At 54.1% G+C, this 12,766-nt stretch carries 10 protein-coding genes and 1 pseudogene; 5 read left to right on the plus strand and 6 right to left on the minus strand.

Features of this window, described 5'->3' with window-relative positions; all coding sequences use genetic code 11:
- Positions 1 to 100: 100 nt before the first annotated feature.
- Positions 101 to 907 (plus strand): creatininase family protein, encoded by an 807-nt coding sequence (locus LAQ73_RS16070; protein ID WP_224271008.1) that lies wholly within the window; start codon positions 101 to 103, stop codon positions 905 to 907.
- A 34-nt stretch (positions 908 to 941) separates the two neighbouring features.
- On the opposite strand, the gene LAQ73_RS16075 is transcribed toward LAQ73_RS16070, so the two are convergent.
- On the minus strand, positions 942 to 2,432 hold the full coding sequence (locus LAQ73_RS16075; RefSeq protein ID WP_224271009.1) for an arylsulfatase: 1,491 nt from the start codon (positions 2,430 to 2,432) through the stop codon (positions 942 to 944).
- 87 nt (positions 2,433 to 2,519) lie between these two features.
- Between LAQ73_RS16075 and LAQ73_RS17875 the strand changes: the two genes are divergently transcribed.
- On the plus strand, positions 2,520 to 2,729 hold the full coding sequence (locus LAQ73_RS17875) for a DUF8074 family membrane protein (RefSeq protein WP_486606358.1): 210 nt from the start codon (positions 2,520 to 2,522) through the stop codon (positions 2,727 to 2,729).
- A 55-nt stretch (positions 2,730 to 2,784) separates the two neighbouring features.
- On the opposite strand, the gene LAQ73_RS16080 is transcribed toward LAQ73_RS17875, so the two are convergent.
- The 3 genes from LAQ73_RS16080 to LAQ73_RS16090 all read right to left on the minus strand — a co-directional run bounded on the left by LAQ73_RS16080 (position 2,785) and on the right by LAQ73_RS16090 (position 5,090).
- Positions 2,785 to 3,240, minus strand: coding sequence for a universal stress protein (locus tag LAQ73_RS16080; protein WP_224271010.1), 456 nt, complete (start codon positions 3,238 to 3,240; stop codon positions 2,785 to 2,787).
- Positions 3,241 to 3,331: 91 nt separating this feature from the next.
- Positions 3,332 to 4,177: a GNAT family N-acetyltransferase gene (locus LAQ73_RS16085; RefSeq protein ID WP_224271011.1), complete on the minus strand. Its 846-nt coding sequence runs from the start codon at positions 4,175 to 4,177 to the stop codon at positions 3,332 to 3,334.
- A gap of 145 nt (positions 4,178 to 4,322) precedes the next feature.
- Positions 4,323 to 5,090: a sugar phosphate isomerase/epimerase family protein gene (locus LAQ73_RS16090; RefSeq protein ID WP_224271012.1), complete on the minus strand. Its 768-nt coding sequence runs from the start codon at positions 5,088 to 5,090 to the stop codon at positions 4,323 to 4,325.
- A gap of 101 nt (positions 5,091 to 5,191) precedes the next feature.
- Here LAQ73_RS16090 and LAQ73_RS16095 point away from each other — a divergent pair, with 101 nt between their 5' ends.
- Both LAQ73_RS16095 and LAQ73_RS16100 read left to right on the plus strand, forming a co-directional pair.
- On the plus strand, positions 5,192 to 6,472 hold the full coding sequence (locus tag LAQ73_RS16095) for a neutral/alkaline non-lysosomal ceramidase N-terminal domain-containing protein (RefSeq protein WP_224271013.1): 1,281 nt from the start codon (positions 5,192 to 5,194) through the stop codon (positions 6,470 to 6,472).
- 170 nt (positions 6,473 to 6,642) lie between these two features.
- Positions 6,643 to 8,556, plus strand: a complete 1,914-nt coding sequence (locus LAQ73_RS16100) for an ABC transporter ATP-binding protein (protein WP_224271014.1) — start codon at positions 6,643 to 6,645, stop codon at positions 8,554 to 8,556.
- 162 nt (positions 8,557 to 8,718) lie between these two features.
- On the opposite strand, the gene LAQ73_RS16105 is transcribed toward LAQ73_RS16100, so the two are convergent.
- Positions 8,719 to 9,606 carry a Gfo/Idh/MocA family protein gene (locus LAQ73_RS16105; RefSeq protein ID WP_224271015.1) on the minus strand — a complete coding sequence of 296 codons (888 nt, stop codon included), beginning with the start codon at positions 9,604 to 9,606 and terminating at the stop codon, positions 8,719 to 8,721.
- Positions 9,607 to 10,148: 542 nt separating this feature from the next.
- Complete coding sequence (locus LAQ73_RS16110) at positions 10,149 to 11,720, minus strand: sulfatase family protein (protein ID WP_224271016.1); 1,572 nt, start codon at positions 11,718 to 11,720, stop codon at positions 10,149 to 10,151.
- 590 nt (positions 11,721 to 12,310) lie between these two features.
- Between LAQ73_RS16110 and LAQ73_RS16115 the strand changes: the two are divergent.
- Positions 12,311 to 12,583 (plus strand): annotated as a pseudogene (locus LAQ73_RS16115) (SAM-dependent methyltransferase); the annotation flags it as partial.
- Positions 12,584 to 12,766: the final 183 nt, after the last annotated feature.

A 12,766-nucleotide genomic window follows, 5' to 3' on the forward strand; every position in this document is an offset into this window, starting at 1 on the left:
GAGCGGGGTGAAAAACATACCTCGTCCTCGAAGAGTCCAATGCGTATTCCTTCCCAATCTAACGCGTACCTTCAAGCATCCCTCGGCCGTGGGTGGTCGCATGGTTTACGATACGCTTGGGTCCGCTGCCAACGATTGGGCGGGTAAGACGTACGCCGAAATTGCCGAAACCGCCGACTCTGATGGCTCAGTGTTAATCGTTCCGGTCGGGAGCATCGAACAACACGGCCACCACCTGCCAGTCGCTACGGATACGATTCTAGTTGACGCCGTCGCGCATCTCGGTGCGAGTCGCGTTGAGGACGATATACCGATTCTCGTTACACCACCGGTGTGGTCTGGTTACTCACCTCACCACCTCCCATTCGGGGGGACGATAACGACGACGTACGACACGCTGTTGGATTTGCTTGAAGAGATCTGTGAGTCGGCGCTGCAAAATGGGTTCGACGCAGTTGTTCTTGTCAACGGTCACGGTGGGAATGCATCGCTCGTTGCCAGCGCCGTCAGCACTATCGGCATCGACCATCCCGACACCGAAGTTACTGGGATTACCTATTTCGAGTTGGCTGGGTCGTTTATCGACGAAATACGCGAAAGCGACGTCGGTGGCATGGTGCACGCAGGCGAGTTCGAGACCTCACTGATGCTTCATCTCCGTCCCGACCTCGTCAGAGACGATCGTATCGAGGGAACGATGCTTGAATCAGAGTACGAACACGGACTCCACGACATGTTCGCGGGTGGTCCGTTCTCAGTGTACCGTGGCTTCGACGAGTATTCGGAAACAGGGGCCATCGGAGCCCCCGAGCTCGCCACTGCGGAGAAAGGAGAGCGAATATACGAACGGTTAGGTGATGAAGTTGAGGCTGTACTCCGCGAAGTCTACGACCACGCTCTAGCCTGACAGAAACCGAAGTCCAGTTTTGAGACTACTCGGGTCAATCGCCTGACTGGCAGTCGTCTGCATCGCCAACGGCGTCCGGATCAGCGATAGCCTCATGGACTGCCGTCGTTGTCGTGAGCTCGCCGTCTGTGACGAACTCTTCGGATCGGCCATCAAGCCGGTTAACAAGCACACTGCGTGCCTCCCCGAGAACCTTTTCGTACGCCGGGTCGTTTGAGCGGTCTTGCTCCTCCCCAGGATCGCTGCCGAGGTCAAATAACAGCTCTCGGCCAGTTACGGGATTCCAGACGAATTTATGGCGGCCATCGACTACGTATTGCATCGCGTTCTCTGGATCATAGCTACCAGCGGCGTGCTCACCATGATACCACTCACGCCAGTCGTCACGAGACGGGTCTTCGAGCAAATCAATGAGGTTCCCTCCCTCGACGGTATCGGGAATGGGAGCGCCCGCTAGCGAGAGAAGTGTCGGCATGACGTCTTCGAGGCCGACAGGCCGGTCGACGATGCGCTTTCTAGGAAGGTCAGATGAAGCAGGAAAACGCATCAGTAGCGGTACGCGTGTAGAGCCCTCATATGCGTAGGTCTTGCGCCACAGATAGTGATCGCCAAGCATCTCCCCGTGGTCAGAAAGCATCACCACTGCAGTGTTATCGAGTTCATTGAGTACCCGGAGTTTGTCGAACACACGTTTTAGCTGGTGGTCTATGTGGGTGATAAGCCCATAGTATGCCGCTCGGACGCGGTGAATGATTGTCGGAGATAGGTCAGCGACCCATGCGTCGACGGCTGGATACTCAGGGATTTTCTCGCCGTAGACTTCCTCTGCCCACTCACCGACATACGGCGTTGGAGTGTCGCGGTCAACGTACATATCCCAGTAGGCCTGCGGCGGGTCAAATGGGGTATGCGGACGAACATACGAGAGATTGAGGAAGAATGGCCGTGTCTCGTCGCGTTGGTCAAGAAATTCAAGCGCACGATCGGTCGTCCAGTTGGTTGGGTGAAGATGCTCAGGAAGGTGACTTGGCCGAGGGTCCCACGAATTTCGTCCGAGGCCATGTGAGAGTTCGTCAAACCGACCGTCACTTTCGCGTTTGAGCCAACGGGTGTAGTCATCGTCGGGATGAGAAAACAGCGCCTCGTGCTGTTCCATACTCTCGAAGCCGACGTGGTTTCGGATGGGGACAGAGTGGATTTTGCCTACGAGTTTCGTTTGGTAGCCGGCTTTGCGGAGTTCACCTGGGAGGGTGTGCTCGAACTCCCACGGCGTCTCAACCCATCCAGGCGCACCGTTTGTCGCCGGCGTCTGGCCGGTCAGTAGACTGCGTCGGGCGGGCAAACACGACGGAGAGGGCGTGTACGCACGGGTGAACATCGCACCTTCGCTCACAAGCGAGTCGAGGTTCGGCGTATGAACGAGCGGGTATCCATCTGCATCGGTTGGCGAGTCGGGATCGGCTCCAATACAGTCACCTCGATGTTGGTCGGTGACGATGAACAGTATATTCGGTTGGCTCGACATGGATAACGTTGGCTCTACGCGGAGTCGACAAAGTTGTTTCCGTCGTCGAATGCGTACAGTTAGGGGGACGGAGGTTCGTCTGGAAGTATGCCACTCAACAAAGCGGATATGGTCATGTATGTCTACACGGCTGGAGCCGTCGTCAGCGGGGTTCTCCTCGAACGCTCGATTGGAGGTGATCCGGTTTTCATGCTTGCAGTTTCGTTAGTGGCCGGCCTCATTTGGGTCGCCTACTTCAACCTCCAACTTCGAACTCGCGTCCAACGGTTTAGAGATGAAGCGCGTGCGAGTCGATAATTGACGTCCAGGCAACCTGCAGTCAATCAGCTTTGGATGTGGTATTGCTTTCGAGCTATTCGAGTGCGACAGTAACGTGGCCGTCGAAATTGAGAATGACCCCCTGAGTAGCGTCGCCGAAGACAGCCTTCCCAGTCGGCGAGCGCTTCTTCCCGGCGATGAATACATGGTCGCAGTCGTACTCGTCGGCAACTGAGACAATGGTCGCTGCCCGTCGATCCTTGTCAAGGGAAGCGATAACTTCACAGCGGACACCTATATCGCTCAGACACTCTTCGACGGTTGTCTTGACTCCATTCTTCGCGGCCTCAAGGACGGTTGCAGTCCCATATCCCGTTTTTTCGACTGAGTCAATAGCTGCCAACTGCTCAAGGTCTCGTTCGAGTTCTTCATCTGTGAGAAGCGATAGCACAACGAGTTCTGCATCTACTCCAGCAGCCAGCGTTCCCGCTTCGCTGAGGAGATTTTCACTCGTATCCGTAGAATCGACGACTACCAATGCGCGGTCCATGACCGAAATTTAGGACAAACCATGATAAATCTACGTGTCGAAAGGTATCATAGATCTCGATATTGACCTTCTAGTGGCCAACCACCACTTACTACCCAAGTTCAAAACCGGCGCCGGCGACGACTGTCTCGCTCGTCAGCAGTGGCAGTGGTTCCTGATAGACCATTCGAGTGAGTTGGCGTTGCTGTTCGAAACCGAACTCGGAGAATAGTGTTTTCTCCGCACCAGCATCCGGGAGCAAATCGACGATAGCACTCTCGCCCTGGAGAACATTCGATGCTCCCTGAAGGAGCAGTTCCGTCACTTCAGGTGAAGTTGAGACAAATGGTCCGATATGACAGTGTTGCCTGCCAGGTCGAATCACCGCGTATCCCTCTCCATCCAGGTTGTCGCCGCTGATGACGAGCGTCGAGACATCTTCTTCACATGCGATTGCGTCAAGGAGCGCAGTCCGGTCGACCCCGACAGCATGGCGGTCGATTCGTTCGACGGTGGTCGAAATTCCCTCCGAAGTAGTGACTTCGAGTGCGGACGGTGGTTCACAAACAGTCGGCGTTCCGACCCACCGTTCGATAGGTGCGACGTCGACGAAGTCAACTTGTTTGTATACTGCGCGTCCGGCATCGGTCGCATCAAGACCGACATCGAGACCCCGCTTGCGACCGATATCGAGAACCCGTTCGAACATCTCCATCCCGTAACCCTGGCGTCGGTGACTCTCTTCGACAAGCACCATCCCAATCCAGCCGACTGTTTCATCATACGTCGCCAGCGTGGCAGTCGCAACGAGGTCGTCACCGACCCATCCCCCGAAACAACTTTCCGGAGCGAGGTTCAGCAACCGATGCCAGTCGACCGGGAGCTGATTCCAACCTGCCTGCGTCGACAACGCTAGTGCATCAGTGACGTCGTCGTGTTCGAGCGTCCGGATGTTCATGCAGCGAATGGGCCCGAAAAGCAAATGAACGTTGTGGACAACCGGAATACTCGATTCTGGTTAACTGGAGATCGGCGCTAAGTCCCCTCCTCAAGGAGCAACGCAGGGAGCGAAGCGACCGAATAGCGCAGTAGGTTGGGTTAGTTCACACCAACGATGTGAGATACTCTCGATCTCGGGTGACTGCCGTCTCGTAATCGAAACGGTCAGTGACAAACTCAACTTCGAGATACTCGTCGAAACCTGCTGCAGAGAGCGCATCAATCACTGCCGGAACATCGTAATGGGCGTCGGCGAGCAGACATCGGTGTTCGCCACTCAGCCCACGTTTCGGAACAGCTTGGAGGTGGACGTTGTTCGCCAGAGGTCCGAGCTCTTGCGCTTCGGTCAAAATCTCGTCTGCCGGTAGTACAAACAGGGGTTGCCAGTTGAGTCGGCAGTTCTCTTCGTCGACGGCTGCGAGGAGTTGCTTCGCTCCGACAGCGCTGTTGGTGAGTGTCCCGCCGTGCTTTTCGACTGTCACCGCTAGCCCGCGGTCAGCGGCCCGATCCGAGAGGTCACAAAGATCCTCGACGACCCGCTCCCAATGATGTTCAGTCCGGGTTTCGTACTCCTCGCGTCCGGCCCAGACACGTATTTTCGCCGCCTCCAGAGTTTGTGCGATGGCAAGTTCGCGCTCAACTTCATCTGCATATGTGGCTGTTCCAGGACGAAGGTATGATCCATAGACCGGGATGTCGAGGCCACGGCGCTTTGCGGTGACACGCGCATCCTCGCACGCAGCATCCGACCGACTACCGAGATGGTCGCCACCCCACAGTTCGACGCCATCATAGCCTGCACGGTCAGCAACCGCGAGTACGTCACCGATTTGCAACTCCCGATTCGAGATCGTACAGAGTCCGAGTTTCATTCTCGAAGGCTGCGTCGCTCATGACATAAATCTCTCGTCGAGTGTTAGCTAGCGGGCAGATTTATTATGGAGTGGTTTGTCGGTACCTGCGACGAACACATATGAGCGAACGGCCTCGACGGCAAGTAGCGACAGACGGTGGTATCGACAGACCTAATGAAGACCCAGATTGGAAAGTCGGTGTTGCGAGACAACCAATCACGCCGGATGAAGACGGTGGCAACCATCTCGCTGGGTTCGCAGCACGCGACGGTGAGATGGACGAAATCGAACACGATATCTTCGCACGAGCACTCGCACTCGAAGACCGCACTGGAAGACGAGTTGTCGTCCTCTCTTTCGAGCTCATTTTCGCGCTCTCCGAACAGCGTGAGATGCTCGAATCGATGGCTGAGGAACGATGGAACGTCGAGCCAGATGCGCTAATACTCAATCCATCGCACACCCACTACGGTCCAGAGTACAGCCTTCGACCTGAAGAACTCGATGACAACCCGAGCGACCGTGACCGGGCACGCGCAGCGTACCGAGAACGCCTTGACGAGACACTCATCGCCACTATCGACGAAGCAATCGAGGATCTTGAACCTGCACACCTCACGTACTACCAGACGAGTTGTGCAATTGCGGTGAGTCGTCGCTACCCTGACGAGGAACGTGTCCGGTTTGATCCGTTCAGTGACGCGCCAGTCGACCACGATGTGCCGGTGTTGACTGCAGAGTCAATGGATGGTACACGGAAACTGCTGGCGTTCGGCTATGCGTGTCATCCAACCGTCGGTCAGTCATACAACGGCGTAAGCGGCGACTGGGCGGGCTATGCGATGCAGTATCTCGAAGAATCGTATCCTGAAGCAACCGCGATGTTCCTCATCGGCTGTGCAGGCGACCAAAAGGCGTACCCTCACGGCACACGCGAGCGGGTAAAACAGCACGGACGGACAATGGCGACGGCGGTAGAACGTGCACTTGTTACTGAACCACGCGTGATACGCGGAACGGGAACGTTCAAACTTCTCGAACAAAACGCAGTCCTTGATGTCGAAAACTACGAGGAAGGAGACGAAGGGATCGAACGTCTCGTCGAATATCGCGACTATCCGATTCAGGCTGTCGGCTTCGGAGGCGATCTTACGCTACTGTCGCTTTCGGGTGAAGTTGTCGCAGAGTACGGCACGAAAATAAAATCCGAACTCGCCGCGCCGGTATGGGTCGCCGCCTACGCAAACAGCTGCGGATATATTCCAACTGAGCGTGTCCTCGCAGAAGGTGGCTATGAAGCTAAAAAAGGCCGTGGTGGTCAGTATGCACCGTCCACTGAAAACCGAATCGTCGATAAGGCAATTGCACTGGCAGAACGTGTTGGTGCACGGCGGCGATAACGCAACCACAAGAGGCCGACGACAGGCCCAACCCAACTCGTGAACCAAGTCAGCCTTGTTGGTTCGCGGTCAGTTGTCCTGGATCACTCGACGCCGTATTATCGATGTTCAATGGTCCCAACGGTGGATTTATACTCTCATTGCGTATGCGAACAACGTGACCAATACTCATGGATACTGACGACCCGTTCGAGGAGGTGCGAGAGAGGAGCGGTAGCGGAAATCCGATGTGGCGCGTGTTCGTTGAGTACGGTCGTGGCGAACGCTTTCAATTTCTGCTCGGAGGCGTTGCAAGTGTGTTTGCCCGGGCAGCCGGATTGATACCACCGCTCGTTCTCGGCCTCGCTATTGACGCGCTATTTTTTGATGTCCGGGAGTTCCAACTTCCACTGGTTCCACAGGCGTGGGTTCCACCCGGTACGTGGGGACAGTTCTGGCTCACCGCAACACTGCTTGCAGGGGCGTTTCTCGTTGGTGCGCTTCTCAACTGGGTCAACAACTGGTCGTGGAACCACTTCGCTCAACACATCCAACACGAGCTTCGTATCGCAACATACGACACGATGCAGACACTTGAACTGGAATTCTTCGATAGCAAGCAGACAGGCGAGATAATGAGCATCCTCAACAACGATGTCAACCAGCTAGAGAACTTTCTCACCTCGAATTTCAATGCAGCAATTCGAATTTTGGTGATGGTCGGCGGGACTGGAGTTATCATGTTTTTCATAAATTGGCAGCTCGCTCTCGTTTCGTTTGTAGTCATTCCCATACTTGGAGGGCTAAGTTACTGGTTCGTCTCTACAATTCACCCGAAATATCGAAGCGTGCGGTCGGCTGTTGGCTCCCTCAACTCGCGACTAGAGAACAACCTCGGCGGCATCGAAGTCATCAAAGCGTACAACACCGAACGCTTCGAGACTGGCCGCGTCGAAACGGCGTCACGTGACTACCTCGAAGCGAACTGGGATGCGATTGCGACGCGCATCAAATTCTTCCCCGCAATGGAGTTCGTCACCGGACTCGGATTCGTGCTCACCTTCACCGCTGGTGGTCTCTGGGTACTGTTCCCTGAACAAGTGCCATTCCAAACCGCGCTCACACCTGGCGTAGTCGTGATGTTTCTCATGTACAGCCAGCGGTTCATGTGGCCGATGCGTCAAATGGGACAGATCATCAATAGCTATCAGTACGCAGTGGCGGCAGGCGAACGTATCTTTGGACTCATCGACGAACCGAATGTGGTTGCCGAGCGTAAGGATGCTGTCGAACTCGAGACTGTGGATGGACGAGTCAAATACGACAGCGTCGACTTCCGATACGAATCCGGTGGCGGTCTCGTCTTAGACGACGTGAACTTCACCGTCGAGCCCGGCGAAATGGTTGGTCTCGTCGGGACGACTGGATCCGGTAAGACGACGCTGCTCAAACTACTGATGCGCTTTTACGACGTGACCGACGGTGCAATTCGTGTCGACGGAACAGATGTGCGGGACGTGACGCTTACAAGCCTCCGGCAAAAAATCAGCTACGTGGGCCAAGAGTCGTTTCTCTTCTACGGGACAGTTAGGGAGAACATTGCCTATGGGAACCCGACCATTTCGGATGCGAGCATTAGAGACGCAGCCAAGCTCGCAGGCGCACACGAGTTCATCAAGGCGCTGCCTGATGGCTACGATACAATGGTCGGCGAGCGTGGCGTCAAGCTCTCAGGGGGACAGCGACAGCGTGTGAGTATTGCACGAGCAATCCTCACCGACCCAGAGATACTCGTCCTTGACGAAGCAACGAGCCACGTTGACAACGAAACCGAAATCGTCATCCAAGCAGGACTGGAGAAACTCACCGAAAATCGGACGACGTTCGCCATCGCACATCACCTCTCGACCGTCCGTGACGCAGACCAGATTCTCGTCCTTGACAATGGAGAACTCGTCGAACAGGGAACCCATGAGGAACTACTTGCCGAAGACGGGCGGTACGCTAATCTCTGGCGAGTACAAGTTGGCGAATTGGAGATGCTTCCAGAGGAGTTTATTGAAAAGCAATTCAACGACAGAGCCGAATCCCGGACTGATGACTAAAGAATGAAAAAGAACCCGGTAGGCTCAACTAACCTCTGAACTGCCTCGGGGTCAAGTGGTTCAAGACGCGGGGCGTCTCGTCATCACGGAACTCTTCGATTTCCGTACGACCCCGAGGCACTCGACCTGCTCCGCCTGTCGCAACCAGGAGAGAACGTGGTCTCAGTAATACGGCTGATACTCCGAGAGGAATGCATCTCCATTGACGTGATGGTCGTCAAGAACAGTACTTTGGGGCGTAATCGGCCGTGAGTGTTCGAGAGCCGCGTGGACGGCGAGCAGAAGCGACGCCGAATTTAGCACGCGGTGGCTTGCATCATGTGTTCCTTTCACCGATTCAAGGAACGTATCTACGTATCGTTGGTACATTGATTCGAGATCGGCTTTGGTGCTGCCCACAAGCGTAGTCTGTGCACCCTCTGTATCCAATACGATGAACGTCTCCTCGTGTTTCGGTCCGTCGAGACGGAGCGTCGCATACGTGTCGTCCTCGAAGAGAATGTCAACGGTTTGGCCGGGGTCTTCTGCCGGCGTGACCGATACCCAGTCAGTACCCGCAAGTTGGCAAACAGTATCAACGAGGTGAACGCCGTAATAGAATGGGTCGCCGTAGCCGACACAGTATAGCGATTTTCCGCTTGATTGTGCGACTTTCTCCGTCAACGTCGGATGATAGGGAACGGCGGAACCGCCGAAAAATGCAGTATCACTCACGGCGTCTTTGAGTCCCCTGATATCGCGGGTACAACCAGCCACTGGCTTGTCAACCATTGTCGCCACACCAGTCTCGAGGAAAGGTGTCGCAAGTTCTCTATGAGTATCCCAATTGACCGTGAGTACCATCGCAGCGTCTACAACGTCCAGCAACTCGTCGGGGTCGTCGTAAACAGGCGCATTATACTTTTCACCGAATTCTCTGCAATATTCGTTGCTCCGAACATCGCCACCGTCCCAAACCGCAGAGACATTCGCGTCTTCGTGATTCGAGATGATCTCTGCGAAGCCCTCAGAGTGACTTGTGTCTAGTCCGAGGAGACCAATATTGACCATCCTCTGTTCGTGCAAACCGAAGTGACTTAAACATTTGCGGGGTCACAAATCGTGTCTGCAGGGCTGCAATCCTCAAAGATTGGCTATTTTGGGATTGGTCTACATCGAGACTGTGTTTCGAGATATCAAAAACCATAGATGCCCAATATCAACTCTTTCCAGTAAGGAATTTTGCTCGAAATTCTAGAACGATCCAGCAAAAAGAGACAGGACCACTCAAAACGGTTCCTAGTTGGAGTTGTTTCAAAATCTGTTTGGGGTGTACTGCACAACGTTTCGTGCTGAACCCCACTAAGATCAGTTTTGTCATCAAAAATACTCTACCAATCAATAACACATCACTTAGTTCGTTTTGTCATTCGAAACACGTTGCCGAAGGCAATTCCTCGTCACAGACGTCAAAACGTCCATCCATATCCAACTGAGCATTACACATCTAAGTTTGTAATGGAATTGCTAGACGGTCCCTGGAGTAGGATTTCAGATTAACGGATTCTACAGACAGATGTTTAGAACAGCAAAACGGAAATACGAGTGTACGACTATAGCTGTGGTAGCCCCTGGAGTTTCACGCCAAAAGTATCGATTGTGCGCTGAAGAGCCTCACGTTGCCTCTCCGTTCGATCTAAGTCAGCATAGAGGTCTGAGAGTGCATCCGGATCAACATACAGGTACGGACCGGTAGCACACATTCGTGCAAGCGTATCTTGTCCACGGCTCCGATCAGGCCGCTGTTCTCGCCACCCATCGGAAAGATGTTCAGCAATCCACCGATCAAGTATCTGGCGGAGGTGTTCCGTTCGCTTTGGATGTGACTCTACTAGATTATGTTCCATGTAAGGGTCAGTTTCCAAATCATGGAGTAATTCAAGTCCCTGATTCGCCATCGTGGGGTCGTTGTAGAGCCCAGGATAAGTGAACACACCAGGGTGAAGCAGTCGAACGTACATCCATCGATCAGTGTATACTGCTCGACCGAACGTGTAGATACCGTGGCCCGAGACAATGTATTCTCGCTCTGCGAACTGCTTGCCGTACAATGCCGGTGTGAACGCTCGTGCGTCCCACTCTACCGGGACTGGAGTATTCGTGAGTTCACAAATCGTCGGCATCAAATCGAATTGGTAAACCAATGAGTCGACACTCTCCGTTTCCGATTCGTCTCTTACACCCGGCCACGAGACGACAAGCGGAACCTGCTGACATGGCGGATGTGGAAACGCGTGTTCGGCGTAGATGCCGTGTTCACCGAACGCTTCTCCGTGGTCAGCAGTAATGACAACTGCAGTTTCTTCTCTGATACCATGGCGTTCGAGCGCAGCTAATAGCTTCGCCACCTCTGCATCGACTCGCCGAATGCTTGCGTCGTATCCGTCGACGAACTGTTCGACGTCGGCCCGACTCGTAACCTGCTCGGGCATTCGCCAATCATAGTCGTCTGCCCAATCGGGTCCGTACTGTGCCGGCGCGGGCCAGAGGTCTGCACATCTGACGCCAGTCATTCCACGCTGTTCGGCAATCGCCTCCGCATCTGGCCACTGGGCTGCTGATCCGGAGTCACGCACTAACTCGAGGAACGGATCAATACCGAGGTAGGGATGATGGACGTCCCAATAATTCACGTGGAGGAGCCAATTTTCGTCTTCGGCATGTTGATCGAGCCACTGTTCGGCGACTGGTGTCACATCCGAGCAGTCCTCAATGGCCATAGTCCCCGCGTTTGCGGTGGGTTGGATTGCCTCCTGAAACGAGGCGCTAAAGTGATGTGCCATGTGTCGCTGTGAGAAACTGCTCACGGATGCAGTGTAGACTCCGTTCTCGGCGAGATGTCGAAATGATGGAAGTCTAGCGGCGTCAGGATCGTGACCGTTCCCAGGTTCGTCGTAGCGCTGTCCCTCGCCGTAATGTGTTACGACGCCTGTTTTCAGCCCGAATCTGCAGGTCGCTAGCGCGGTTCGGCTCGGGAGACAAGGGGTGTCCGAAGCATAACAGCGCTCGAAGCGGACACCGTCTTCTGCGATGCTATCTATTATCGGTGAGGTAGCACGGTCGTAACCATAACACCCCAGGTGGTCGGGTCTAAGCGAGTCAATATCGATAACGAGGATTCGCATAATTGTATAATCCACTTCTGGTATTTGTATCTAGAGGTCTACCCATATTGACAGACAAAGAAGTCACGAAAGGAGATCGGATGAATCTCAGTTGAGAAGATGCCTGTTTTCAGAGCAGCATGTGAACCGCCTTAATCATACTAGCTGTAAATACCCTATCCCTATTATAAACAATCCAAAGTTTATTACCTTCGTTTGTCATTAGAAACAGGACAGCGTGAGAATAGTCCATGAATACCTAGATATACCCAGATATACTGCGAAATGAAGGCTATACGTTAGATATTATAGAATCTTATCCGCAAATATTCTAATTCTAGCTTGTACGGGGAGCATAACTGCTGGCCCTTCGGATCTATATTTGAACTTTTCTTAGTTTATTAACGACACCGTGTCTGAACTACGGTCGAGTTATTTCGTTGTAGAGTGGAATATTACTGATATAGAGCGAATCGACATGAGCAGGATATCGCTCACATCGTACGGATGATAACGGCCGCGCCGAAGAGTTTGGTCGCACCGTAGTACTGGTCGGATGATTCGACCAAGCACTGGCTATAGAGACCAACGCCGAGCACCGAAAGGATGAACGCGACAACGAAGCCGACGACGGGGCGTGGATGTTGGTTGAGCCCTTCGCCAACGATCGAGCCGAGGACAACCTGAACCCAGTCGGCAGGGCATTCTACTGCGCCTTGACGATGGCCTGCGTCCCGAACTCCCTCAACCAGGTCGGGGACCCCGTTCTAGAAGCAGAGGCTGGCGAAGCGCGTCTCCGTGAGGTGATTACTGCGGGCAGGTTCACGAGCGTCCGCCGGGCGACCGAGACGCCATTCAACCTCGTACTCGAAGCCAGACCGTGATAACAATTCCATTCTCACTATACCGAATTCCGGTGACGCCTGCTCGTCCGTCCGATCATCCACGAAGGCAACAAATCGGCCCGTTCGATCGATAATCGCAGTACTGTCGGGTGATCATCTTCGTTTAAATGCATGGGCGCTGCAGGCTCCAGTTCGACAGTCGAACAAATCGTCCTTTGATTT

The sequence above is a fragment of the Haloprofundus salinisoli genome (genome assembly GCF_020097815.1).
GTDB classification, from domain to species: Archaea; Halobacteriota; Halobacteria; order Halobacteriales; family Haloferacaceae; genus Haloprofundus; species Haloprofundus salinisoli.